Below are 25057 nucleotides of genomic sequence, written 5' to 3'. Positions count from 1 at the left end.
CAGACCATGACCACCATCGACCTGAACAGTGATCTGGGCGAGGGCTATGGCGCCTGGACCATGGGCGACGATGCCGCCATGCTGGAGATCGTGAGTTCCGCCAATATCGCCTGCGGCTTTCACGCGGGCGACCCCTCCGGTATCCTGGCCTGTCTGCGGCAGGCGGCGGCGCGCGGGGTCGCGGTGGGGGCACATGTCAGCTATCCTGACCGGGGCGGCTTTGGCCGCCGCGACATGGATGTGGCCCCGGCCGATCTGACCGCCGATACGATCTATCAGATCGGCGCGCTGCAAGGGCTGGCGCGGGCGGCAGGCACGCGCGTTTCCTATGTGAAACCGCATGGTGCCCTTTACAACCGCATCGCTCATGATGCCCGGCAGGGCGCGGCGGTCCTTGCGGGGATCAAGGCGGTGGATCCCGGCCTGATCCTGATGGGTCTTGCGGGCGCGCCCATCCTGGCTCAGGCGCAGGCCGAGGGGCTGCGGGTCGTGGCCGAGGCCTTTGCCGACCGGGCCTATCGTCCCGACGGGCAGCTGGTGTCGCGGCGCGAGCCCGGCGCCGTGCTGCATGACCCCGAACTGATCGCCGCGCGCATGGTGCGGCTGGCCCGTTCGGGCGAGATCGAGGCGGCAGATGGAACCCTGTTGCGCCTGAAGGCCGACAGCATCTGCGTGCATGGTGACAGCCCCGGCGCCGTCGCCATCTCGGGCTGCATCCGCCAGCGCCTGCTGGCGGCGGGCGTTGCCATCCAACCTTTTGTGAGGGCCGAATGACCGCGTTTTCCACCCCGCAGGGCGCCCGCGCCGCCTTTCGCGCCGGGCATGTCGCCCCCACGGCAGGCATGGCGCCGGGCTTCACCCAGTGCAATCTGATCGCCCTGCCGCGCGACTGGGCCTTTGATTTCCTGCTTTTTGCACAGCGCAATCCCCGTCCCTGCCCGGTGCTGGACGTGACCGAGCCGGGCAGCATCCGCACGGTTCTGGCGCCCGATGCCGATCTGCGCCGCGACGTGCCGCTGTATCGGATATGGCGCGATGGTGTCATGGTCGAAGAAACCGCCGATGCCAGCGCCGCCTGGGACAGCCAGCCCGATCTGGTGGCCTTTCTGATCGGCTGTTCCTTCACCTTTGAAACCCCGCTGCGACAGGCCGGGATCGAGATCCGCCACATCGCGCAGGGCTGCAATGTGCCGATGTATCTGACCAACCGGCCCTGCCGCCCGGCGGGGCGCCTGCAAGGGCCGATGGTGGTCTCGATGCGGCCCATCCCGGCGGATCGCGTGGCCGAGGCGGCGGTGATCTCGGGCCGGTATCCCGGTGTCCATGGGGCGCCGGTGCATATTGGCTGCCCCGAGGCGCTTGGCATTGCCGATCTGGCCCGCCCCGATTTCGGCGACGCGGTGGAGATGCGCCCCGGCGAGGTGCCGGTGTTCTGGGCCTGTGGTGTCACGCCTCAGGCCGCCCTCATGGCCTCGCGCCCGCCATTTGCCATCACCCATGCGCCGGGCCACATGTTCCTGACCGATACACCCGATCATCAATGGCAAGTGTGACACCGATGCGCTTTCTGCCCGTCGCCCCCGATTGCACCTTGATCGAGCTGCCCGATCTGGCGGCGACCCTTGCGCTGTTTGACGCGCTGGAGGCCGCCGCCCTGCCCGAGGTGGCCGAGGTGATCCCTGCGGCGCGCACGCTGATGCTGCGGCTGCGCCCCGGTTTTCAGGTCGATGCCGCGCTGGCGGCCCGGCTGCGCGCCCTGCCCCCGGCCCCGGCGCGCGCAACCGAGACTCGCGCGGCCACCGAAATTCCTGTCACCTATGATGGTGCCGATCTGGAGGATGTGGCGCGCCTGATGCAGCTTTCCCCCGCCGAGGTGGTCGCCGCCCATCAGACCGCCGAATGGCAGGTGGCCTTTTGCGGCTTTGCTCCCGGCTTTGCCTATCTGACCTGCGACGATCCGCGCTTTGACCTGCCGCGCCGCGCCAGCCCCCGCGCCCGCATCCCTGCCGGATCGGTGGCCTTGGCCGGGCGGTTCGGTGGCGTCTATCCGCAAGCCAGCCCCGGCGGCTGGCAGTTGATCGGCACCACCAACCTGCCAATGTGGGACGTTGCGCGCGATCCGCCTGCGCTGCTGCAACCCGGCGGCACGGTGCGCTTTGTCGCGCGCCATGCCATCTATCCCGCTGCCGAGCTGCCCCCCAAACCTTTGCAGGGCCTTCGGATTCTCTCCACCGCCTTCCCGATCACCGTGCAGGATACCGGCCGCCCCGGCCGGGCAGCGCAGGGCGTCGCACGCTCGGGCGCGATGGACCCCGGCGCGCTGCGGCGGGCCAATCGCATGGCCGGAAACCCGCCCAAGGCCGCCGCGCTGGAGCTGACGCTTGGCCCGATCCGCCTGACGGTGGATCAGCCGGTCGAGCTGGCGCTGGCCGGCGCCATCGGCACCGCCGTGATCGAGGGCAGCCCGGCCACGGTGATCGACATCCGCCGCCCCTTCGCGCTGGACGCGGGCGAGGTGCTGGCGCTGACGCCCCCCGCCGCCGGGATGCGTGGCTATCTGGCCCGGCGCGGCGGCTTTGTGGCGCCCCGCATTCTGGGCTCTGCCGCGCGGGACACGCTGGCCGCTCTCGGCCCCGAGGCGCTGGTGGCGGGCGATGTGATCGGGCTGGACACCCAGCCCGCCGGGCCGGTGACCGAAAGCCCGCCCACTGACAGCCTGCCCGCCCCCGGCGATGTGGTCACCCTGCCGGTGACGCTGGGCCCGCGCACCGACTGGTTTCCCGCCGATCAGGTGGCGCTGTTCCTGTCACAGACCTGGGAAGTGACGCCCGAGGCCTCGCGCACTGGGCTGCGCCTTGGCGGGCAGGCGCTCAGCCGCCCCCTGCGCGAGCTGCCCTCCGAGGGCACCGCCCCCGGCGCCATCCAGATCCCGCATTCCGGCCTGCCGGTGCTGTTTCTGGCCGATCACCCTTTGACCGGCGGCTATCCCGTGATCGCCACCCTGCTGCCCGAGGCCCTGACCCTCGCAGGCCAATTGCCCCCCGGCGCCCGCATCCGCTTTGCCGCCGCCCACCCCTTTGCCGAGATCGCGCCATGACCCACAGCCCGCTTTTCCTGCAAGACACCGCCCCGCCCGCGCGCCGCATTCGCCGCATCCTCATCGCCAACCGGGGCGAGATCGCCCTGCGCATCCTGCGGGCCTGCCGCGACGAGGGCATTGAAAGCATTGCCGTTTATGCCGATGCGGATCGCAACGCCCTGCATGTGCGCCAGGCCGACCGCGCCTTCGCGCTGGAGGGCAGCAGCCCGGCGGAAACCTATCTGAACATTGCCAAATTGCTGGAGATCGCGGCCCGCGCCGGGGCCGATGCGGTCCATCCGGGCTATGGCTTCCTGTCCGAACGCGCCGAATTCGCCGCCGCCGTGCAAGGCGCGGGGCTGATCTGGATCGGCCCCGATCCTGCGGTGATCGAAGCGCTTGGCGACAAGATCGCCGCCCGTGCCATCGCCGAAAGCGTCGGCGCGCCGCTGGTCGCAGGCAGCCCCGGCCCGGTCACCGCGGCAGAGGCCCGCGCCTTCGCCATGGCCCATGGCCTTCCCGTCGCCATCAAGGCCGCCCATGGCGGCGGCGGGCGCGGCATGAAGGTGGCCTGGGCCATGGAGGAAGTGGAGGAGCTGTTTCACAGCGCCACCCGCGAGGCCGAAACCGCCTTTGGCCGGGGCGAGTGTTTCGTGGAACAATTCCTCGACAAGCCCCGCCATATCGAAGCGCAGGTTCTGGCCGATCGCCATGGCCGGGTGAAAGTGCTGGGCACCCGCGATTGCAGCCTGCAACGCCGCAATCAGAAACTGGTGGAGGAGGCCCCCGCCCCCTTCCTGCCGCCCGAGATCACTGCCCGCGTCCTCGCCTCGGCGCAGGCGATCTGCCGCAAGGCCGGGTATTCCGGCGCGGGCACGGTAGAATTTCTGCTGTCGTCGCAAGGGGTTCTCAGCTTCCTGGAGGTCAATACCAGACTTCAGGTCGAACATCCCGTGACCGAGGAAGTGACCGGCATCGACCTCGTGCGAGCCATGATCCGCGTGGCCGAGGGTGCGGAATTGGCCGATGAAACCGCACCCGAGCCGCGCGGCCATGCCATCGAGTTCCGCATCAATGCCGAAGACCCGGGCCGGGGCTTTCTGCCGACGCCGGGCCCGGTGACCCGCTGGCAGGTGCCCGGCGGGCCGGGGGTGCGGCTGGATGCGGGCGTGACGGCGGGCGATGCGGTTGCGCCGCAATTCGACAGCCTGATGGGCAAGCTGATCGTCACCGGCGCCACCAGGGCCGAGGCTTTGGCCCGCGCCGCCCGCGCGCTGGCGGAATTTGAGGTCGAGGGGGTGGCAACCGTGCTGCCCTTCCACCGCGCCGTGGTGGCCGACCCCGATTTTGCCCGCGATTTCAAGGTGCATACCCGCTGGATCGAGACCGAGTTCCGCGCCGATCTGGCGGGCCACGCCCGGGTGGCGCCCGCATCGGAGCCCGGCCTTTGGCGCGGCGAGATCGAGATCGACGGGCGGCGCCACCGCGTTGGCCTGCCGCTGGCGCTGTTCGGCTCGGCCCCGGCGCCACAGCCCGCCGCAGCGGCGGCAGAGGCGCCGGGCACTGTCACGGCCCCGGTGTCCGGCAGCCTGACGCGCTGGCTTTTGCCCGAGGGACAGGAGGTTGCGGCAGGCGAGGCCATTGCCGTGATGGAGGCCATGAAGATGGAAACCCGCATCGAAGCCCCGCAGCCGGGCCGCCTGTCGCAGCTGGTCGCCGAGGGCAGCATCCTGGCCTTTGGCGCCCCCTTGGCGCGGATCGTCGCCTGAGCCTTGGGCCGGGGCGCATTCCCGCTGGACGCGCCCCGGCCTCTGCCGCTATTCTGCGCATAAGAAAGGCCAAAACGGCCAGAGCAGCAGTGCGGGCGAACAGCCCGGTTACAGGAGCCAGTCCATGCGTTTCACCGCGATTCACGGCGCTTTCGCGCTTTGCACCCTTGCCATCGCCACCCTGCCGACCCTCGCGCAGGCCGAATTTGCCGGTGGCCGCGTCGGCGTCAGCCATTCCTTGCTGACCTCGGATACCGATTACGCCAAATCCTCGATCGACGGTCAGGTGCAGTGGAACTTTGGCAGCCGCTTCCTGATGCAGACCGATCTGGGCTATTCGGGCCTGCATGCGCTGGATGAAAACGCGCTGAGCATGACCAACCACCTGGGCATGACCTTCAATGATGGCAGCGCCGCAGGGATTTTCTACGGCTGGGACCGCATCGAAGGCTCCGAAGATTTCTGGGGGGCGGAATATGCCCGCAGCCTCGGCGCGGCCCAGATGGATGCCTATATCGCCGTGGTGGACGAGCCGGGCAGCAATGGCACCATGGCCGGGATCGCCGCGCGCATGCCGGTGGCCGATGCGGTGGGCATGGGCGTTTCGGTGGATCACATCTCGTCGAACGGAGTGGCCGATGCCACCCGCTTTGGCATCGGGGCCGATTACATGCTGGGCAGCGCCACCATGCTGAAGGGCGAAATCGGTCGCGTCAGCGCCGATGACAGCGCCACCTCCATCGACGAAACCTATCTGAAACTGGGCGTGGATTTCAAATTCGGCCCCAATGGCGGCACGACCTTCGGGGCGCGCTCGCTGTTGAACGCGCTGCCCGGTCTTTGATCGGGCCACAGCCGCCAGACAGACGAAAGCCGGGCCTCGCGCCCGGCTTTTTCCCATGTTTCGGGCCCTGTTATCCCTTGCGCCGCAAGCGGATCACCACATCGACCCGCGCCACCTCGGTGCCCTCCGGCGCCTCGGGCAGGCGCGCGATTTCCAGCTGATCGGCCGGCGCATCGGTCAGCGTGGCGCTGTCTTCCCAGAAGAAATGCGGGTGATCGTCCATCCGGGTGTCGAAATAGCTTTTGGCGCCATCGACCACCACCTCCTGCATCAGCCCCGCATCGCAAAAGGCGCGCAGCGTGTTGTAGACGGTGGCAAGGCTGACCTTCTCCGGCCCGCTGGCCGACAAGGCATAGAGGCTTTCTGCCGTCACATGGCGATCCTCGCCATCGCCCACCAGCAGCGTTGCCAGTTGCACCCGCTGCCGCGTGGGCCGCAGATTGCCGCGCGCCAGCCATTCGGTGACGCGGGTTTTGGCCCCCTCGTCCCGTGGCCGGTCTTGAAGCTGTGCGCCCATGGCTTTGCCTGTCTCTTGTTGCCGTTGCAATCTAGGCCTCATGGCGGGAAGTTTCAAACCCTAAGCTGTGCCCGCCCCGGCAGATAGCGCCGCAAGGGCGCCTGCGCGACCAGCATCACCAGCAAAAGCATGCCGCCACCCAGCCAGATCGGCAGCGTCAGCGCCTCGGCCCGCCCGATCAGCGGCGCGGCATGGCTGATGATCTGCCCCGCCAACAGCGTGCCCAGCGGCAGCATGCCCCAGGCCAGCAGTCGATAGAGGCTGTTCACCCGCCCCAAAAGCGCCGGAGGGATCAGCCGCTGCCGGGTGCTGACCGAGACGATGTTCCAGCTGATGCCGCAAAATTCCAGCATCAGATAGCAGCCCGCCAGCCACAGCCCCGAGGGCACCACTGCCATGGCCAGATAGGCCAGCGTTGCGCAGATGCACATGATGCGCGCGGTCAGCGAGGGCCCGATGCGCCCCGGCAACCAGCCGCCCATCAGCCCCGCCGCCATCCCTCCCACCGCCGCGGCCGCCAGAATGCCCCCATATTGCGGGGCGCTGAGGCCGATATTTTCCTGCGCATGCAGCACCAGCGAAAACACCATCATCGCATCGCCCAGGTTCCAAAGCCCGGTGATACAGGCCAGCCACAGCAGCAGCGGCTGGCGGCGCATGAAGGCAAAGGCCTCGGCCAGATCGGCGCGCCAGGCGCTTTCCGCCTGCCGCTCCGGGGCAAAGCGCCCGGCCATTGCGGCCATCATCAGCCCGGCCATGCCATAGGCGGCCGCATTGGCGAGGAAGGGCGCCGCCACCAGCGTGCCCAGCAATGCCGCGCCAAGGGCCGGGCCGGTCAACTGGTTCGCCACCGCCTCGACCGTCCAGAGACGGCCATTGGCTTTCTCAAGGTCTTGTGCTGGCACCAGCGCAGGCAGCAGGGTCTGCGCGGCATTGTCGCGAAACACCTCGGCCACGCCCACGGCCAGCGCGGCAAGGCACAGCCCGGCAAACAGCGGCACCGAGGAGACGCCCGCCATCGGGGCTGGCGGCAAGGGCGTGGCCAGCCACAGCGCCAGCGCGGCCCCGGCAAAGGCGAGGGCGCGCACCAGATCCATCGCCACCACCAGCCGCCGCCGGTCCACCCGATCCGCCACCAGCCCGGCGGGAATGGCAAACAGCGGCCATGGCAGGCGCAGCGCCATCGGCACCAGCGCGATCAGCCCCGGATCACGGGTCAGCATCGACGCAACCCAGACCCAGGCCAGCAGCGCCACGCCGTCCGCCAGATTGGCCAACCCCGAAGCCAGCAAGAACCGCCCGAACATCCCACTCTCCCACTACGCCCCCTACCCTTGCCACGAGGGAAGCCGGGGTGGTAGAGGGAACCAACGCATATTGGGGACAGAGGCCAGATGACCGCATATCCGACGAGCTTCACCAAGGAAGACCTGCTGAAATGCGCAAGGGGCGAGTTGTTCGGGCCGGGCAATGCCCAGCTTCCGGCGCCGCCGATGCTGATGATGGACCGGATCACCGAAATCTCCGCCGATGGCGGGCTGCATGGCAAGGGTCATGTGGTGGCCGAATTCGACATTACCCCCGACCTGTGGTTCTTCGATTGCCACTTTCCCGGCAATCCGATCATGCCGGGCTGCCTTGGCCTTGACGGGCTGTGGCAACTGACCGGCTTCAACCTCGGCTGGCGCGGCTGGCTGGGGCGCGGCTATGCGCTTGGCGTGGGCGAGGTCAAGCTGACCGGCATGGTGCGCCCGGATCGCAAGATGCTGACCTACAAGGTTGATTTCACCAAGGCGATCCAGACCCGCCGCCTGACCATGGGCGTTGCCAACGGGATCGTCGAGGCGGATGGGGAAGTGATCTATCAGGTCACCGACATGAAGGTCGCGCTGAGCGAAAGCTGAGCCCTGCCTGCGGCGCGCCTGCCGCCCTGTGCCTGAAAACGCGGTCTGGCGGTGCGCACTGCCAGACCGCGTTTCCATATCGCGCGCGGTTTGCGGGCCTATAGGGCCTGCCGTCCGCGAACCGCCAGGGCCGTCGTGGCCTCAGCGCAGCACGACGGGCAGGCGCAGCACCTCGCCCTTGCCATCCGGCGGCGGCGCGAGGCGGCCCAGACGGCTGAGCTGCGCCATCACCGCAGCGTCAAGATCGGCCCGGCCGCTGGATTTGCCAAGCGCGGCCGAATAGGAACCGTCCCCGGCCACCATGATACGCAGGGTCATCTTGGTGCCCTTGGCCTTGAAGCTTTTCTTCTGCAACTGCCGCGTCAGCTGCGCCTGCACCTTCGCATGCCATTTCGCGCGCGCATTGGCCGATGCTGCACCCTTGGAGGCCTTGGACCCGGCGCTGCCAGCCTTCAGGCGGGGCGCATCGGGCTTGGGCTTGGCTTCGGCCTTTTGGCGCTTTTGCGGTTTCGGCTCGGCCTTCGGCTTGGGCTTGGGCTCGGCTTTCGGTTTGGCTTTGGGCTTTGGCTCGGGCTTCGGTTCCGGTTTCGGCTCGGGCTTCGGCTCGGGCGGCGGGGTCAGCGGGTCGGGCACAGCAGCCTTGACCACAGGCGGCGGCTCGGGTTCCGGTTCGGGCTCCGGCTCCGGTTCAGGCTCGCGGACGGGTTCCACCTCCGGCTCCGGTGCCGCGGGCAATTGCGCCAGGGCCTCGACCGGCGGCAGGGCGTTCAGGTCGATGAGGATCGTGGTTTCCTTGGCCGTTTTCGTGCCGACACTCACATCGAGCCACAGCGCCAGCGCCGTGCCCGCCGCCAGCGACAGGGCAACCATCGCCGCCGCCAGCATCCAGAACGCGGCCTCGGCCCAGCGGCGGCCCCGCGTCAGGTGATCGGTCCAGTCGGTCATGGCGCGGCCTCCTCTGCCATCAAGGCGACCTGTGCAAAGCCCCCGTCCCGCAGCAGCTGCATCACCCCCATCAGCTCGCCATAGGGCACCGCCTTGTCGGCGCGCAGATAGATGCGCGGCTCTGGCGCGTCGGGCGCTTGCGGCCCGGCGGCAGCCCGGATCGTGGCGGCGAGCGCCTCGCGTGGGACGGGCGCATTGCCAAAGGACAGCGCCAGATCGGCCTGAAGCGTGACGATCAACGGCTGATCCGGGCGCTGCGCCGGGGGCACGCCCGCCGTCGGCAGGCTGACCGGAACATCCACCGTCGAAAGCGGCGCCGCCACCATGAAGATGATCAACAGCACCAGCATCACGTCGATGAAGGGCGTCACGTTGATCTCATGCGCCTCGTCCAGATCGTCGCTTTCGCGAATTCCGCCCGCCATGGCTCACACCTTCCTGAGATCGAGATCGCGGCTGAGATGCCGCAGCACCGCCGCGCCCGCATCGCCAAGAGCCAGCCGATAGCCCGCAATCGCGCGGGCGAAATGGTTGTAGATCACCACCGCCGGAATGGCCGCGATCAGCCCGATGGCGGTGGCCAGCAGCGCCTCGGCAATGCCGGGGGCCACGACGGCAAGGTTGGTGGTCTTGGTTTCAGCGATGCCGATGAACGAATTCATGATGCCCCAGACGGTGCCGAACAGCCCGACAAAGGGCGCGGTAGAGCCGATGGTGGCCAAAAGCCCGGTGCCACGGCGGATGCGGGCCGAGGCCTGCCCCTCCAGCCGCTCGACCAGCGAGGCGGCGCGCTCCTTGACGCCCGCGCCACCGGCCTCTGCCAGGGCAGGGGCTGACCGGTCCAGCTCGTCAGAGACCGCGCGCACCATGACAGCCACGGGATCGCGGCGGCGCGCAAGGGTTTGCCCCGCCTCGGCCAGCCCCGGCGCGGCATGCAACAGGCGGTGGCTGCGGCGCAGGCGGCGGCGGGCGAACAGCATCTCCACCGATTTATACAGCAGCACCGTCCAGCTGAGGAAAGAGGCCGCCAGCAGCGACAGCATCACCGCTTTCACCACCCAATGCGCCTGCTCATACATCCCCATGGGCGAGAGGTCGTGGCCGGGCAAGGCCGGCATCGCCGCCGGGGGCGTGGCAGTCGCCGGGGCCACTGTCGAGGGGGCCATCGTTACCGGGGCGGGCGCGGCCACGGGCGGCGCGGCGCCGGGGGCCACGGGCAAAGCGGGGGCCACGGGCGCGGAGGGGGCCACGGGCGCGGCGGCGGCAGCTGGCGAGGGCGCAGCCGGGGCCGCAGGCGCCACCTGCGGCGCCGGTTCGGCGGGGCGCGCCAGAGGCGAGGTCACCGGCGGCGGCACCAGAGGTTGCGGTGCGGTGGCCTCTTGCGCGGCCAAAGGCAAGGGCGACAGGGTGGCGGCAAGGATCAGGGCTGGCAGGCGCATGGCGGTCTCGTGGTCTTCCAAAAAAAGAGGGGTCAGCTGTGCAAGGCCCCTGCCATCTGTGGCAGGAACCAGCGCCCGGCCTCGGGCGCGACATTCAGGCGGATCGGGCAGCGATAGGCGGCGCTCAGGCGGGTATCGCACAGCACCTCGGCGGTGGGACCCTGCGCGACCAGCCGTCCACCCGCCAGAAGCGTGGTGGTGGTGGCAAATTCTGCCGTCAGGTTCAGGTCATGCAGCACGGCGACAACGCCGCCACCGGCACGGGCGAAACCGGCGGCCAGCCGCATCACCTGCAATTGATGCCCGATGTCGAGCGCGGCCACCGGCTCATCCAGAAACAGCCAGCGCGGGCCATCGGGGCCGGTCGGCGCGCCCAGTTGCACCAGCACGCGGGCCAGATGCACGCGGGCCTGCTCGCCGCCCGAAAGCTCGGGGAACAGGCGTGCCTCATAGCCCGCAAGGCCCACCTGGGCCAGGGCCGCGCGCGGGTCGGTCTCGCGCCCGGCACTGGCGCCAAGGCCCAGCCGCACCACCTCCAGCACGGTGAAGGCAAAGCCCACGGGGGTGGATTGCGCCAGCACGGCCCGCAACGCAGCCAGTTGCCAGACCGGCGCGCGGGCGATGGCCACGCCATTCAGGCTGGCCGCCCCGCGAAACGGCAGATCACCCGACAGCGCGCGCAGCAGCGTGGTCTTGCCCGAACCGTTCGGCCCGACAATCGCCGTCACCTCGCCGGGGCGGGCGGTAAAGCTCACGCCGTCCAGCACGGGACGGCGGCCCAGAGTGACCGTCAGGTTCTCGGCGATCAGCATCTCAGCCCTCCCACCGGGCCTGCCGCAGCAGGATCCACAGGAAGACCGGCGCGCCCAGCAGGGCGGTGAGGATGCCGATGGGCAGCTCTGCCGGGGCGACGATCAGCCGCGCGCCCGTATCGGCCAGCACCAGCAAAGCTGCGCCCAGCAGGGCCGCATTGGGCAAAAGGCGGCGGTGATCGGGGCCAGAGGCCAGCCGCAGCAGATGCGGCACCACGATGCCGATAAAGCCGATGCCGCCCGCCGCCGCCGTGGCTGCCCCGGTCGCCGCTGCCACCGCCAGCACAGTCAGGGTCTTGATGCGCTCGACCGGATGGCCGATCTGGCGGGCCGCCGCCTCGCCAAGCGCCAACGCGTTCAGCCCCGCCCCAAGACGCGGCGCCAGCACCAGCACCGGCAGGATAAAGGCGCCCGCCCACAGGCATTTCGCCCAGCTGGCCCCCCCCAGCGAGCCCATGGACCAGAACGTCAGGTCGCGCAATTGCCGGTCATCAGCCAGATAGACCAGAACCCCGGTCGCAGCCCCGGCCAGCGCGGCCAAGGCAATGCCCGCCAGCAGCAGGACCGCAACCGAGGTCTGCCCGCCCCGCGTCGCCACGCGGTAGAGCAGAACCACAGCGCCCCAGGCGCCCAGAAAGGCCGCCAGCGGCACCGATACCGCAACAGCCCCGCCCAGAACGATGGCCAGAACCGCCCCCAGACCGGCGCCGGCCCCCACGCCCACCAGCCCCGGATCGGCCAGCGGATTGCGAAACAGTCCCTGCATCAGCGCGCCGGACACCCCAAGCGCGGCCCCGATCAACAGGCCAAGCACCAGACGCGGCAACCGGATCTGCATCAGCACCAGCTGGTCCTGCGGCGCCACCCCGCGCCCGGCCAGCAGATCGCCCACCACCCCCGGCAGGGACACCGAGGCAGCCCCCAGCCCCAAAGCCAGCAGCGACGCCCCGACAAGAGCCGCCATCAGCCCCCAGGACAACCGCACCGCCCGCGCGCTGCGATCCCCCGGATAGGTGAGGCTCAGGCCGGTCATCGTCTCACGCCCCGTAAAGCGCGGCGCGCAATTCGGCTGCGGCCTCGGGGGTGCGCGGGCCAAAGCCCAGCAGTTTCAGCCCGTCCATGCGGATCACCGCGCCGGATTGCACCGCCGGACTGGCGGCCAGCGCGGGCAGCGCCATGACCTCCTCGGGGATCACGGCGCCCCGGCCACTGCGGTCCATCATCAGAATGGCATCGGGCGCGGCGGCCAGCACGGCCTCCTCGGTCATCGGCTTGTAGCCCTGAAAGCCGGTCGCGGCATTCACGCCCCCGGCCAGCGCGATGATCGCCTCGGCCGCCGATCCCTCGCCCCCCGCCATCACCTTGCCGCCTTGCAGCGACAGGATGAAAAGCACCCGCTTTTTCGGGCTGATCGGGGCGGCCTTGGCGCGGGCCTCGGCCAGCCCGGCCTCGACCTGCCCGGCCAGCGCGGCGGCCGCGGTTTCCGCGCCAAGCGCGGCGCCGATCACGGAGATCTTGGCCGCAACCGCCTCGGGGGCATAGCCCTCCGGCACGGTCACATAGGGCAGACCCGCCGCTTTCAGCACCTCGACGGCCTCGGCAGGCCCGGCCCCGGCCTCGGCCAGAATGAGGTCGGGCGCGGCGGACAGCACGCCTTCGGGCGACAAGGCTCGCAGATACCCCAGATCGGGCAAGGCGGTCAGGCTTTCGGGAAATGTGCTGGTGCTGTCGCGCGCCACCAGCCGGTCTTGCGCGCCAAGCGCCGCGACGATCTCGGCGGCCGTGCCGCCCAGCACCACGATGCGCGACGGCTCGGCCATCGCGGGGGCGGCGATGACGGGCGCGACACTCAGCGCGACGGCAAGCGCCAGCCGGATCATGCCGCAGCCCCCGGCAGGCCTGCCACCAGCGCATTCCACGCCTCGCCAGACTGGTTTTTGCGATAGGCGAAGATTTGCAGGATGAGGCTGCCCTCGGCATCGAAAGCCTCGACCGAGACGGCATCGCCGCTGCGGGTGGGCTTGGTCACGGCCCAGACCTCGGCGATGTGATCGGCGCGCAGATGCAGGTTGAAGCGCGGGTCCATCACATTGATCCACGGCCCCATCGGCACCAGATTTTCGATCAGGCCACCATGGATCTGGATACAGCCCATATTGCCCACAAAGATCATCACCGGCACCGCGCCCTCAGCCGCCTGTTGCAGCGCCAGATGCACCGCCTCGGGCGAGAGCGCGCGCGCCAGCGGTGTGCCTGCGATGCGATTGGCGCCCAGCCGGTTCAGCCCCAGCTTTTGCACCATGGGCAGAAACTGATGCGTGTCGGTCATCGCGCCCCAGGCCGCACGCAGGGCCTCGGCCTGCGCCGGATCGCCCTTGGCTGGCGCCACCGCCGCGCGCGGGGTGAAATGCGGCATGCCGCGATCAACCCGCAAGGCGGCAACCAGCGCCGCGAAGGCCGCGTGATCGGAGGTGTCGCGCAGATGCACCTTATGCACCGCATCCCCCGCCGCATCAAAGACCTGCAAACTGCACTTGCCGTGGTCCTCCACCGCATAGCCATGCACCCAGTGCTTCGGGAACATGCGCATGTCGATCTCGTCGCCGGTAACCATGGCGGCGTGAATGCCATCGGTGAAAGGTTCGTAAACGCCGACGCGCTCATGCACGCAAGAGGCGTTGCGGGTCAGCGCCATCACCTCGCCCAGGGTCTCGATCAGCGGAAAGAGCCGCCCGGGCGTGGCGTCGATCGCGGTCACGCCATGGCCGAGATGCGCCGCCACCAGCGCCGCCTCGGGCAGGCCAAGGCCTTCGGCGAAATCGCGGGCGCGGGGCTTGGGGTTCTCGGCCCGACGGGCACGGATTTCGGCGGGGGAAAGTGCGTGCAGCACCGAGGTATCAGCCATGACCAGTCCTTTCGCGGTAAGGCGACAGGCGCGGCACTGGCTGACCTTGCGCCGAAGGGCGGGGCTGGCGGGCTGGGCGCGAATTGTTGATAATTTACCTTGGCTACATACCAGCCTTTTCCGACAATTCAAGTCAGTAATTCCGCCGCGCTATTTGCCCTCGCGCCAAAGAGCCGAAGCGCCTATAAGCGCGGCAATCCTGCTGCCAGAGGAATCGCATATGTCCGCAGAGCTTTCGCCCATCGACAAGGCCAAATTCGTTGCCGCCCGCCGCGCGGTGGATTTTGTCGAGGATGGCATGAAACTGGGCCTCGGCACCGGCTCCACCGCCGCCTGGATGGTGCGCTGCCTGGCCGAGCGCATCCGCGAAGAGGGCCTGCGCGTCAAAGGCGTGCCGACCTCGACCCGCACCGCCGAGCTGGCGCGCAGCCTGGGCGTGCCGGTCACCTCGCTGGACGATGCCAAATGGCTGGACCTGACGATTGACGGCGCCGATGAGTTCGACCCGCAGCTGAACCTGATCAAGGGCGGCGGCGCAGCGCTGTTGCAAGAAAAGATCGTGGCGACGGCCAGCGACCAGATGATCGTGATCACCGATGCCGCCAAGGAGGTCGCGCAGCTGGGCGCCTTCCCGCTGCCGGTGGAGGTGATCCCCTTTGGCTGGCAGACCACCAAGGCGCTGATCGAGGAAACGCTGGTCAGCATGGATGTGCTGGACCGCGACGTGACGCTGCGCATGAACGGCCAGGCGCCGTTGGTCACGGATGAGGCGAATTACATCGTCGACCTGCACCTCAAACGCATCGGCAACCCGCGCCAGCTGGCACTGGTGCTGAACCAGATCCCGGGCGTGGTGGAAAACGGGCTGTTCATCGACATTTGCGACAAGGTGATCATCGGCCATGGCGATGGCCGGGTGGTGACGCGCGACATCAACTCGGGCGAAACGCTGGACGAGCAGATCGAGTTCGCCGACAGCGACAATATCTTCGCCGATTTCTGATCGCGGGGCTGGGGGCATCTGTCGCCAGCGGGGGCGCTTCGCCCCCCGCACCCCCAGAGGATATTTTCAGACAGAAAAAGGCAGGCCGCGCGGCCCTATCTTTGCCGTTGCGGCAGGAACATCACCGCATTGCCCGCAAGGGTCAGGGCCAGCCCTGCCACGGCCAGCGGGGTCCAGATGAAGCCCTCCCACCGGGCCGAGGCCATCAGCGCGATCACCGGAAAGCAGACGGTGGCATAGGCGGCGCGGCCTGTGCCGATGCGCTGGACCAGCATGAGATAGGTGGTAAATCCAATGATCGAACCCACCACCGAGAGATAGATCAGCGCCCAAAGATAGCGCCCGCCCTCTGGCGCCATCAACGGCGTGCCGGTGGCGGTGATGATCGCCAGCAGGATCAGCGCGCCATAGCCCATGCCCCAGGCATTCGCGGTCAGCGGCGGAATGCCCGCCGCCGAATTGCGGCGTGAGACCATATTGCCCAGCGAGAAGAACAGCGTGCCAAGCGCCGCGAGGCCGATGCCTTTCAGCGCCTCGGCATTGACCTCATGCCCGGTGAGTTCGGGCGCGAACAGGCAGATCAGCCCCGCCGCCCCCAAGGCCGTCGCCAGCAGCGCCCGAGGCTTCACCCGCTCGCCAAAGATCAGCCTTGCATTGACGGCGTTATAGATGGTCGCCAGCGAGAAGATTACCGAGACCAGCCCCGAGGGGATGAAGCGCGTGGCATTGTAGAAGCAGATGAAATTCAACGAAAACAGGCAGATGCCCTGCAACAGGATGAAGCGGTGCTGGCGCAGCGGCACGGGTGTCAACCGTCGCAGCAGCATCAGCGCCGGCAGCATCAGCACGGCGGCCAGGGCAAAGCGGTGAAACACCGCCACCAGCACGGGCACCGGCCCGAGTTGAAAGGCAATGGCGATCCAGGTGGTGCCCCAGATCAGGACGGTGGCGAGGAAGAGGGAAAGGTTCATCATGCCTCAGGTCTAGCCTGATCCGGCGGGCCGGGCTTGCATGATCTTGCGCTTTTTGCGCGCGAACAGAAAAGGCAAGGGCGCGGCAGGTGATCCGCCGCGCCCCTTTGTCGCTCAGCGAACCGCTTTTTTCAGCGCCTCGATGAGGTCGGTCTTCTCCCAGGAGAAACCGCCATCCTGCTCCGGCGCACGGCCAAAGTGACCATAGGCCGAGGTGCGGGCATAGATCGGGCGGTTCAGCTCCAGATGCTCGCGGATACCGCGCGGCGTGAGGTCCATCACCTCGGCCACGGCGCGCTCGATCGCGGCCTCATCCACCTGGCCGGTGCCATGAGTATCGACATAGATCGACAGCGGCTTCGCCACGCCGATGGCATAGCTGACCTGAAGGGTGCAGCGATCCGCCAGACCGGCGGCCACCACGTTCTTCGCCAGATAGCGCGCGGCATAGGCGGCCGAACGGTCCACCTTGGTCGGGTCTTTGCCCGAGAAGGCGCCGCCGCCATGAGGCGCAGCCCCGCCATAGGTATCCACGATGATCTTGCGGCCCGTCAGGCCCGCATCCCCATCAGGGCCCCCGATCACGAAGGTGCCGGTGGGGTTCACCCACCATTCGGTCTTGTCGGTGATCCAGCCCGAGGGCAGCACTTCGCGGATATAGGGCTCCACGATGGCGCGGATGTCGTCGGAAGTCTGGCTTTCGCTCTCGTGCTGGGTTGACAGCACGATGGAGGTCACCTCGACCGGCTTGCCGCCTTCATAGCGGAGCGACAGCTGCGATTTGGCATCGGGGCGCAGGGTCGGCTGCTCGCCGGATTTGCGCACCTCGGCCAAACGGCGCAGGATGGCATGGCTGTATTGGATCGGCGCGGGCATCAGCTCCGGCGTCTCACGGCAGGCATATCCGAACATGATGCCCTGATCGCCCGCACCGTCACGGTCAACCCCCTGAGCAATATGGGCCGATTGCTTGTGCAGGTGGTTCTTCACCTTCAGCGTGTTCCAGTGGAACTCGTCCTGCTCATAGCCGATGTCTTTCACGCAATCGCGCACGATCTGCTCGACCCCGTCCAGCATCTCTTTCAGCTTTTTCTTGTCGGACAGGCCAACTTCGCCCCCCACGACAACGCGATTGGTGGTCGCAAAGGTCTCGCAAGCGACGCGCGCATTCGGCTCGACCGTCAGAAAGGCGTCCAGCACCGCATCCGACACACGGTCACAAACCTTGTCGGGGTGCCCCTCGGAAACGGATTCCGAGGTGAAAACATAATCTTGTCTGCTCATGGGAAAGTGCTCCGTTCATGTATCCCTGCCACGCCAGGAAGCCGTTGTGACAGTTCGGGGGTCAGCGTTACGCCCCTTCCCGCCCGCGGTCAAGCGTGACGGCGCCGCAACCGCAGGGTCAGGGCCAGGCCGAGCCCGCCCAGCAACAGCAGGAACGGCAGCTCGCCCCAGTGGCGATAGGGCGTGGGCGGCAGCGCGCCGGGAAGGGCGGCATCCAGATGGGCGGCCACGCCAAAGGGCAGCGCGGCGGTCACGCGCCCGCGCGCATCCACCATCTGCGTGACGCCGGTATTGGCCACCCGAACCAGCGGCAAGCCCTGCTCTACCGCGCGCAGCCGGGCCAGTGCGGCATGCTGGAACGGGCCGGTCAAGGTGCCGAACCACGCATCATTGGTAATATGCAGCAGCCAGTCCGGGCGCTGATCGGGCTGGTTCAGCGCCGAAGGAAAGACCGCCTCATAACAGATGAGCGGCTGAACCTTGCCCATAGGACCAAGGTCCAACACGCGCGGGCCCGGCCCGGCGGCATAGCCAAAGCCCTGCCGGGCCGCAAAGGCGCGCAGGCCGAACCAGCGATACAGCGCCTCGCCAAAGGGCACATATTCGCCAAAGGGCACCAGATGCGCCTTGTCGTAAAGGGCCGTCTGCACGCCGTCCGACCCCAGAACCGCGAGGCTGTTGAACGCTGCCGCCCCCTCCAGCCGCTGCACCCCCATGGCCAGAGGCACCCCCGCCGCCGCCTGCGCAGCCCCGAGGGCGGCATCCTGACCGGGGGCGTAAAGGTAAGGCAGCGAGGTTTCGGGCCAGATCACCAGATCGGGGCGCGGCGCGGCGGCGGTGGCCTCGGCCAGACCGCGAAAGATCGCCTCGGCGGCCTCCGGGTTCCATTTCAGGTGCTGCTGGGCATTGGGTTGCACCAGGCGGAACACAAGGCCGGGCGGCTCTGGCTCGGGCGCGGCGAGGCGCAGCGCGCCGCCCGCATAGCCTGCCGCCAGCACGGCAAAGGCCAGCAAGGCCCCCTGCCCCCGCCACCGGACAGGCAGCGCCGCCACCAAAAGCGTGAGCAATGTCAACCCATTGGCGCCGATATACGCGGCGCCTTGCGCCACCGGACTGTCGATCCAGATATGGCCGGGCATGGCCCAGGGAAAGCCGGTGAAAATCACCCCGCGCAGCGCCTCCATCCCGGCCAGCGCGACGGCAAAGCTGATCGCCCGGTCTGGCAAGCGCGCGGCCAGATAGCCCGCACCGCCCCAAAACAGCGCCAGCCCCCCGGCCATCAGCGCCAGGGCGAAGGGGGCCATCCAGCCATAGATCTCTGGCTCGATCAGAAAAGGTTCAACAATCCAGAACAGCGCCGCGCCGAAATGCCCAAGGCCCGCCGCCCAGGCCCGCGCCGCCGCCTGCGTCGCCGTCTGGCTGCGCGCCACCTGCGCGACCAGCCCCGCAAAGCCGACAAGCGCCACCGGCCAAAGCGAAAGCGGCGCCTGCCCCGAAGCGGCCAAAAGCCCGCAGCCAAAGGCCGGGGCCAGATCGCGCATCCAGCGCGTCACGCGGTCTCGCCACCTTGGTCGCTGGGCAAGCGCAGCCGCAACCGCTTGATCCGGCGCGGATCTGCATCGACCACCTCGAAGGCGACGCCGCTTTCATGCGCCACGATCTCGCCGCGCGCGGGCACGCGCCCGGTGCGCAGGAACACCAGCCCCCCCAGCGTGTCGATGCCCTCGTCATCCTCGCCGCTGCGCAGACGCACGCCAATGGCGGTCTCCACATCATCCAGCGCAGCGGTGGATTGCACCATCCAGACCCCCGGCGCCTCCTCTTTCCACAGCGCGCCCTCGGCCTCGTCATGCTCGTCCTCGATCTCGCCGATCACGGTCTCGATCAAGTCCTCGATGGTCACCAGCCCGTCCACGCCGCCATATTCGTCAATCACCAGCGCCATATGCACCCGCTCGCGCTGCATTTTCTGCAACAGCACCTGCAAGGGCATCGAGGGCGGCACATAGAGGATCGGGCGCAGCAGTTTCTTCAGGCTGAACCGGCCACCACTGCCGAAGCCGTGCTGCAAGGCCAGATCCTTCAGCAGAACAAGGCCCTGCGGGTGATCCAGAGTGCCCTTGTAGACCGGCAAGCGCGAAAAACCCTGCGCCCGGAAGACTTCGACCAGCTCGTCCTTGCCAATGTCCAGCGGCACGGCCGCAATATCGACCTTGGGGATGGCCACGTCATCCACGCGCAACTTGCGCAGATTGGCCAGACCGGGCAGCTGCTGCGGGGCCGGCGCCGTCGTGGCCGGGGCGTCCTCCTCCTGCGGGTCGCTGCCGGAAAAGGCCGACAGAAGCCGCCCGAAAAATCCAGGCCGTTCGGCCTCGGAAGAGTCTGCCTCCGGGTCCGCGCCGCCAGAGGCGGGTTGCGGTGTGACGGTCGATCCTTCGAAACTACTGCCCATCGGTCCTTTATCCTGCGCGTTTCACTCTGCCCCCTCGGGGGCGGTCTCATAGGGGTCGGCAATGCCCAAGGTGGCCAGAACCTGCCGCTCGGTCGCTTCCATCAGCTCGGCATCCTCATCATCAACGTGATCATAGCCCAAAAGATGCAGAACCGCGTGTATCAGAAGATGCGTGACATGGTCGTCAGCCGATTTGCCCTGCTCGGCGGCTTCCCGCGCACAGGTCTCCCAGGCAATCGCAATATCCCCCAACGGCGCGGGGTCATCTGCGGTTCCCGTCTCTGGCAAATCCGGCGCCTCGCCCGCATATTCGCTGCCCCGCTCCTCCGAAGGCCAACTCAACACATTGGTGGGCTTGGCCTTGTCGCGAAAGGTGCCGTTCAGCGCGGCGATGCGGGCATCGTCACAGCCCATGACCACCGCCTGAAACAGCGCCGGGTCCAGGCCCAGATGCGCCAGAGTGACGCGAAACGCACGGCGTGCCGCCGCCTCCAGCCCGAAGGCCTCCCAGCGGTCATCCTCGATGACAATCTCGACGCAAGCGCTCATGGCCGCCTTCTATCTTCAACGACGATGCGGCGCAAATCCCTTCGCGCCGCATCTTCATCTTGGTCCAAATATCCCGGGGGTGCGGGGGCTGGCCCCCGCGGAGTGGCGGGTGCGAGGGCCAGCCCCCCGCTTGTTCAGATCAGCCCTGCGCCTCGTCGCGGTCATAGGCCTCGATGATCCGCCCGACCAGCGGGTGACGCACGACATCCTTGGCGGTGAAATAGTTGAAGGTCACGCCCTTCACATCTTTCAGAATCCGCTCGGCATCCTGCAAACCGCTGGACACCCCGCGCGGCAGATCAACCTGCGTGCGGTCGCCGGTGATCACCATGCGCGAGCCCTCGCCCAGACGGGTCAGAAACATCTTCATCTGCATGGTCGTGGCATTCTGCGCCTCGTCCAGCACGACGAACGCATTGGACAGCGTGCGCCCGCGCATGAAGGCCAGCGGCGCAATCTCGATCCGCTTCTCCTCCAGCAGCTTCTGCACCTGCTTGGCGGGCAGAAAGTCGTTCAGCGCGTCATAAAGCGGCTGCATATAGGGGTCGACCTTCTCCTTCATGTCGCCGGGCAGGAAGCCCAGACGCTCGCCGGCCTCGACAGCCGGGCGGCTGAGGATGATCTTCTCCACCATGCCCGAAATGAACATCGTCACCCCGACCGCCACGGCGAGATAGGTCTTGCCGGTGCCCGCCGGGCCAATGCCAAAGCCAAGCTCGTGGCTGAACAGATTGGCGACATAGGCCTTTTGCGCCTCGGTGCGCGGTTCGATCGGCTTTTTGCGGGTGCGAATCTCCATCTGGCCCGCGCCGAACATCTCGATCTGCTCGGACCCGCGCGGAATATCCGGCATTGGCACCCCCATGCGAACGGCGCCTTCGACATCGCCTGCATTGATGGCTCGCCCGGCCTCCAGTCGCGCATAGAGCGCGCGCAAGACGGCGGCGGCCTGTTCTCGGGTGCCCTTGTCGCCAATCACGGCAAGGCGATTGCCGCGCCGCAAGATATGCACCCCCATCTGATGCTCGATCTGCGCCAGATTGCGGTCGTATTCGCCGCACAGGTCGATCAGCAGCCGGTTGTCAGGAAATTCCAGCAGGGTCTCGACAACGTCGTCGGCACGGGTCGGGGGGGTCAAGGCGCTGATGCCCAAGGGGAAATCCTTTGCGACTGGAGGGCTCCTGACTCGAATCTGCGCTTCAGAGGTTAAGGAAACAAGACAAAGCTGTACGATACCCGTGAATTTGCGCGCAATTGCCTAAAGATCAGGCAAATCCGCCACAGAACAGCCCCAGAGATTGTATGTCCGCAGCCACAGACCACCATTAGAGCCAAAAACAAAAGCCGCGGCGAGCCGCGGCCTTTGCATCAAATTTTAGCGATCCGCTCAGCGGGTGCGGCGACCGGCATAGGGCACATAATCGTTGATGCCCGCATCCATGGTCTGATAGTTGCGCAGAACCGTGCCCGGCGGATACTGGTTGTTGCAGATCGGCAGGCCCGAAACCGGGTCGAAGCGACGGCCGGAATAGCCTTCCACGCCATCGTCGATGATCCAGCCCTGGCACCCGTCGGGGTCATAGGCGATCGCACCACCGCCCGGCGCGAGGCCGGTCTTGTCGCGGCCACGATCCTGCGGAATGGCGATGACGGTATCGGGGCTTTGCACATAGGGGTTCACCCCTTCGATGCAGCCTGCCAGCACAGTGACGGAAAGAAGGGCGAGGCCCGGAACGAGTTTCATCATGTTCATCACCACCGGTAGCAGACGACTTCGACGCGACGGTTTTGCTGCATGCCCGCCGCGCTGCTGTTCGAGGCGATCGGCTGGCGCTCGCCAAAGCCGATTTCACGCTCGACCATCGCACCGACCGAACGAGCCACATCGGCCACGGCCTTGGCCCGGCGCTGCGACAGCGACATGTTGTATTCATCCGAAGCGCGGCTGTCGGTATGGCCATAAACGGCATAGCCAAAGGCGCCCGACTGCTGGAAGAACTGTTGCAGATAGGCCCGGCCCGAGGAGGTCAGCTTGTGGCTGTCGGTGGCGAACAGCGTGTCGGTGTTCTGGACAAGGCAGGTGTTGCGCTTGAGGCAGACCGGCTTGCCGGTTTTCGGGTTGACCCGATCCAGCATATAGCCTTCCAGGCCGCCATCTGCCCACCAGTGCATGCAGCCGTCATCATCGACCCAAACACCCCATTCGATGCGCCCGGCGACCTCAGGGGCGGTTTGCGCGCTGGCAGCGCCCGCAAGCCCTGCCACAATGGCGAGCCCCCCGATCATCACTCGCACTGCTTTGGAAATACGTTCCACGTCGCAGCTCCCTTATCTCACCCAAGTGACTTGATATTATGCTTCTGAGCAATGACGTCACTCAAATATGAAGTAAAGCAAAATATATGGGTGTCAGGGGGTTGGCCCCACCAATTGTTGCGGTGCGCCACTGATGCGCCCAGCGAATCACCTCATTTGAGCCGATTTGGAAACAGGGGATCAGGCGCTGATTCTCTCGGCGGCCAGTGAATTGGTGCTGCTGGCGGTGATCCGCACCCGCACCAGCTCGCCGACCTGGCCGGAGGGGTCGGTCACATGGACGGCATGCAGGTGGTCAGACTTGCCCACCATCTGCCCCGGCAGACGCCCGGTTTTCTCGTAAAGAACCCCGACCTCGCGCCCGACCATGGCCTGTTGCGCGGCGCGCTGCTGCTCGGTGATCAGGGCTTGCAGCCGGTACAGCCGGGCATCCGCCACCTCGGCCGGAAGCTCGGGCTTTTCGGCGGCAGGGGTGCCGGGGCGGGCCGAGTATTTGAAGCTGAAGGCCTGACCGAAATGCACCTGCCGAACCAGATCCATCGTCGCCTCGAAATCCTCCTCGGTCTCGCCGGGGAAGCCCACGATAAAGTCGGAAGACAGCAGAATATCCGGCCGCGCCGCCCGGATGCGCCCGATCAGATGCAGATATTCCGCCGCCGTATGCTTGCGGTTCATCGCCTTCAGAATGCGGTCGCTGCCCGATTGCACGGGCAGATGCAGGTAGGGCATCAGCTGCGGCAGCTCGGCATGGGCGGCGATCAGGTCGTCATCCATGTCATTGGGATGGCTGGTGGTATAGCGCAGCCGCTCCAGCCCTTCGATGCCCGCCATCTCGCGCAGAAGCCGGGCCAGCCCCCAGGCACCGCCCTCCCCCTCGCCGTGATAGCCATTCACGTTCTGGCCCAGCAGCGTGATCTCGCGCACGCCCCGGCTGACCAGATCGCGCGCCTCGGTCAACAGACGGCCCACCGGACGGCTGACCTCGGCCCCGCGCGTATAGGGCACCACGCAGAAGGCGCAGAATTTGTCGCAGCCCTCCTGCACCGTCAGAAATGCCGTCGGCCCTTTCAGCGTCTTGCGCTCGGGCAGGTGTTCAAACTTGTCTTCCTCGGGGAAATCGGTGTCGATCACCTTGCCCTTGGCCTCGACCATCTCCGGCAGCCGGTGATAGCTTTGCGGCCCCACGACCAGATCGACCAGCGGCATGCGGCGCAGGATCTCCTCGCCCTCGGCCTGTGCCACACAGCCCGCGACGCCGATTTTCAGATCGGGCTTGGCCTGTTTCAACGGCCGCAGCCGCCCCAGATCGGAATAGACCTTTTCCGCCGCCTTTTCCCGGATGTGGCAGGTGTTCAGCAGAACCATGTCCGCCTCTTCGGCCACTTCAGTGGTCACATAGCCCTTGGCGCCAAGCGCCTCGGCCATGCGCTCGCTGTCATAGACGTTCATCTGGCAACCATAGGTCTTGATGAACAGCTTCTTCGGCGCGTCGGTCATGGTCTGGGGGCCCCTGCTGCGGATCAGCGCGCCTTCTAGCGAAAAGCGCCCCTTCCCGCAACATGGGCACCGTCATTGGCAGCCAGCGGCTTGCAATAATCCCCATGTTCCCCAATGCTGCGCGCAAGACCAAGAAACGGATCGGGCAAAATGCGCTACGCGGGAATGGGCGAATTCAGGGAAAAGGCGGCAACGGTTCTGGCCAAGGGACCGATCGCCCTCATTTTTCTGGAAGATCAGGCCGAAATCGACTCGACGCTGCGCCATCACCTCAAGGCCGGGTTTCGCGCGCTGATCGTTCTGGGCGATGACGAGCTTGTGATCCATCCCGAGCTGGAGGCCAAGATCCACCGCATCCGGTTTGACGTGCATCAGGATGATGCCATCCCCTATGCGGTCAACCGGCTGGGCGCCCTCGCCCCGGCGGGCACCTGGCTTTATTATTGCTACAATGCGGAATACCTGTTCTTCCCCTTCTGCGAGACGCGCAATGTGGTGGATCTGGTCACCTTCCAGACCGAAGAGCGGCGCGCGGCGATCCTCAGCTATGTGATCGACCTTTACGCGGGCGATCTGGGCCGCTTTCCCAATGCCGTCAGCCTTGAGGATGCGCATCTGGACCGCTCAGGCTATTACGCGCTGGCCCGCAAGGATGCCGACCGCAATTGGGAGCCCAAGGACCGTCAGCTGGATTTTTACGGCGGGCTGCGCTGGCGATTTGAAGAACATGTGACTTGGGCCAAGCGCAAGATCGACCGCATCGCGCTGTTC

General features: G+C 67.2%; 26 protein-coding genes and 1 riboswitch. Of the genes, 8 read left to right on the top strand and 18 right to left on the bottom strand.

Annotated features, from left to right (window positions below; all coding sequences use genetic code 11):
• Positions 1 to 6: 6 nt before the first annotated feature.
• The 5 genes from JNN06_RS06345 (at position 7) to JNN06_RS06325 (ending at position 5692) form a co-directional block, all read left to right on the top strand.
• A complete protein-coding gene (locus tag JNN06_RS06345; RefSeq protein ID WP_291238752.1) occupies positions 7 to 774 on the top strand; it encodes a 5-oxoprolinase subunit PxpA in 768 nt (255 codons plus the stop codon).
• The gene (locus JNN06_RS06340) at positions 771 to 1553 is read left to right on the top strand and encodes a putative hydro-lyase (protein ID WP_366812533.1); all 783 of its coding nucleotides are present in this window, start codon (positions 771 to 773) and stop codon (positions 1551 to 1553) included. The genes JNN06_RS06345 and JNN06_RS06340 overlap by 4 nt, the downstream gene beginning before the upstream one ends.
• On the top strand, positions 1541 to 3097 hold the full coding sequence (locus JNN06_RS06335) for an urea amidolyase family protein (RefSeq protein WP_291238751.1): 1557 nt from the start codon (positions 1541 to 1543) through the stop codon (positions 3095 to 3097). The genes JNN06_RS06340 and JNN06_RS06335 overlap by 13 nt, the downstream gene beginning before the upstream one ends.
• Positions 3094 to 4848: a biotin carboxylase N-terminal domain-containing protein gene (locus JNN06_RS06330; RefSeq protein ID WP_291238750.1), complete on the top strand. Its 1755-nt coding sequence runs from the start codon at positions 3094 to 3096 to the stop codon at positions 4846 to 4848. Before JNN06_RS06335 ends, JNN06_RS06330 begins: the two co-directional genes overlap by 4 nt.
• A gap of 124 nt (positions 4849 to 4972) precedes the next feature.
• Complete coding sequence (locus JNN06_RS06325; protein WP_291238749.1) at positions 4973 to 5692, top strand: porin; 720 nt, start codon at positions 4973 to 4975, stop codon at positions 5690 to 5692.
• A gap of 70 nt (positions 5693 to 5762) precedes the next feature.
• Here the strand turns inward: JNN06_RS06325 and irrA are convergent, their stop codons facing one another.
• Both irrA and JNN06_RS06315 read right to left on the bottom strand, forming a co-directional pair.
• Positions 5763 to 6209, bottom strand: a complete 447-nt coding sequence (irrA, locus tag JNN06_RS06320; RefSeq protein ID WP_291238748.1) for an iron response transcriptional regulator IrrA — start codon at positions 6207 to 6209, stop codon at positions 5763 to 5765.
• Positions 6210 to 6262: 53 nt separating this feature from the next.
• Entirely contained in the window at positions 6263 to 7516 is a 1254-nt protein-coding gene (locus tag JNN06_RS06315) for an MFS transporter (RefSeq protein ID WP_291238747.1), read from the bottom strand.
• A gap of 87 nt (positions 7517 to 7603) precedes the next feature.
• Here JNN06_RS06315 and fabA point away from each other — a divergent pair, with 87 nt between their 5' ends.
• On the top strand, positions 7604 to 8113 hold the full coding sequence (gene fabA, locus JNN06_RS06310) for a bifunctional 3-hydroxydecanoyl-ACP dehydratase/trans-2-decenoyl-ACP isomerase (protein ID WP_291238746.1): 510 nt from the start codon (positions 7604 to 7606) through the stop codon (positions 8111 to 8113).
• 141 nt (positions 8114 to 8254) lie between these two features.
• Here the strand turns inward: fabA and JNN06_RS06305 are convergent, their stop codons facing one another.
• The 7 genes from JNN06_RS06305 to JNN06_RS06275 are packed head-to-tail and all read right to left on the bottom strand — an operon-like array spanning position 8255 to position 14214.
• Positions 8255 to 9058: a TonB C-terminal domain-containing protein gene (locus JNN06_RS06305; protein WP_291238745.1), complete on the bottom strand. Its 804-nt coding sequence runs from the start codon at positions 9056 to 9058 to the stop codon at positions 8255 to 8257.
• A complete protein-coding gene (locus tag JNN06_RS06300) occupies positions 9055 to 9483 on the bottom strand; it encodes a biopolymer transporter ExbD (protein ID WP_291238744.1) in 429 nt (142 codons plus the stop codon). The genes JNN06_RS06305 and JNN06_RS06300 overlap by 4 nt, the downstream gene beginning before the upstream one ends.
• Positions 9484 to 9486: 3 nt before the next feature.
• Entirely contained in the window at positions 9487 to 10497 is a 1011-nt protein-coding gene (gene exbB / locus JNN06_RS06295; RefSeq protein WP_291238743.1) for a tonB-system energizer ExbB, read from the bottom strand.
• Between the two features lie 32 nt (positions 10498 to 10529).
• The gene (locus JNN06_RS06290; protein ID WP_291238742.1) at positions 10530 to 11309 is read right to left on the bottom strand and encodes a heme ABC transporter ATP-binding protein; all 780 of its coding nucleotides are present in this window, start codon (positions 11307 to 11309) and stop codon (positions 10530 to 10532) included.
• 1 nt (position 11310) lies between these two features.
• Positions 11311 to 12342, bottom strand: coding sequence for an iron ABC transporter permease (locus JNN06_RS06285; protein WP_291238741.1), 1032 nt, complete (start codon positions 12340 to 12342; stop codon positions 11311 to 11313).
• A gap of 4 nt (positions 12343 to 12346) precedes the next feature.
• Positions 12347 to 13189 (bottom strand): ABC transporter substrate-binding protein, encoded by an 843-nt coding sequence (locus JNN06_RS06280; protein WP_291238740.1) that lies wholly within the window; start codon positions 13187 to 13189, stop codon positions 12347 to 12349.
• A complete protein-coding gene (locus JNN06_RS06275) occupies positions 13186 to 14214 on the bottom strand; it encodes a ChuX/HutX family heme-like substrate-binding protein (protein WP_291238739.1) in 1029 nt (342 codons plus the stop codon). Before JNN06_RS06275 ends, JNN06_RS06280 begins: the two co-directional genes overlap by 4 nt.
• 220 nt (positions 14215 to 14434) lie before the next feature.
• Here JNN06_RS06275 and rpiA point away from each other — a divergent pair, with 220 nt between their 5' ends.
• Entirely contained in the window at positions 14435 to 15217 is a 783-nt protein-coding gene (rpiA, locus tag JNN06_RS06270; protein WP_291238738.1) for a ribose-5-phosphate isomerase RpiA, read from the top strand.
• Positions 15218 to 15312: 95 nt separating this feature from the next.
• Here rpiA and JNN06_RS06265 read toward each other — a convergent pair whose 3' ends face one another.
• The 9 genes from JNN06_RS06265 to miaB form a co-directional block, all read right to left on the bottom strand.
• Entirely contained in the window at positions 15313 to 16188 is an 876-nt protein-coding gene (locus tag JNN06_RS06265; protein ID WP_291238737.1) for a DMT family transporter, read from the bottom strand.
• A 114-nt stretch (positions 16189 to 16302) separates the two neighbouring features.
• Complete coding sequence (gene metK / locus JNN06_RS06260; protein ID WP_291238736.1) at positions 16303 to 17472, bottom strand: methionine adenosyltransferase; 1170 nt, start codon at positions 17470 to 17472, stop codon at positions 16303 to 16305.
• A gap of 7 nt (positions 17473 to 17479) precedes the next feature.
• A riboswitch (SAM-SAH riboswitch) is annotated at positions 17480 to 17528 on the bottom strand.
• 33 nt (positions 17529 to 17561) lie between these two features.
• Positions 17562 to 19025, bottom strand: coding sequence for an apolipoprotein N-acyltransferase (gene lnt, locus JNN06_RS06255; protein ID WP_291238735.1), 1464 nt, complete (start codon positions 19023 to 19025; stop codon positions 17562 to 17564).
• Positions 19022 to 19924, bottom strand: a complete 903-nt coding sequence (locus JNN06_RS06250) for a hemolysin family protein (RefSeq protein ID WP_291238734.1) — start codon at positions 19922 to 19924, stop codon at positions 19022 to 19024. The genes lnt and JNN06_RS06250 overlap by 4 nt, the downstream gene beginning before the upstream one ends.
• A gap of 21 nt (positions 19925 to 19945) precedes the next feature.
• Entirely contained in the window at positions 19946 to 20473 is a 528-nt protein-coding gene (gene ybeY, locus JNN06_RS06245) for an rRNA maturation RNase YbeY (RefSeq protein WP_291238733.1), read from the bottom strand.
• A gap of 139 nt (positions 20474 to 20612) precedes the next feature.
• Positions 20613 to 21626 (bottom strand): PhoH family protein, encoded by a 1014-nt coding sequence (locus JNN06_RS06240; RefSeq protein ID WP_291238732.1) that lies wholly within the window; start codon positions 21624 to 21626, stop codon positions 20613 to 20615.
• 234 nt (positions 21627 to 21860) lie between these two features.
• Positions 21861 to 22217 carry a hypothetical protein gene (locus JNN06_RS06235; protein WP_291238731.1) on the bottom strand — a complete coding sequence of 119 codons (357 nt, stop codon included), beginning with the start codon at positions 22215 to 22217 and terminating at the stop codon, positions 21861 to 21863.
• Between the two features lie 8 nt (positions 22218 to 22225).
• Positions 22226 to 22759 (bottom strand): OmpA family protein, encoded by a 534-nt coding sequence (locus JNN06_RS06230; RefSeq protein WP_291238730.1) that lies wholly within the window; start codon positions 22757 to 22759, stop codon positions 22226 to 22228.
• A 210-nt stretch (positions 22760 to 22969) separates the two neighbouring features.
• Positions 22970 to 24286 (bottom strand): tRNA (N6-isopentenyl adenosine(37)-C2)-methylthiotransferase MiaB, encoded by a 1317-nt coding sequence (gene miaB, locus JNN06_RS06225; protein ID WP_291238729.1) that lies wholly within the window; start codon positions 24284 to 24286, stop codon positions 22970 to 22972.
• Between the two features lie 150 nt (positions 24287 to 24436).
• Here miaB and JNN06_RS06220 point away from each other — a divergent pair.
• On the top strand, positions 24437 to 25057 hold a 621-nt coding region (locus JNN06_RS06220), incomplete at its 3' end, for a hypothetical protein (protein WP_291238728.1).

The organism is Gemmobacter sp. (assembly GCF_016792925.1).
GTDB lineage: Bacteria > Pseudomonadota > Alphaproteobacteria > Rhodobacterales > Rhodobacteraceae > Gemmobacter.
Note: the sequence above shows the minus strand (reverse complement) of the source record. Positions and strands in the feature narration are given on the sequence as shown.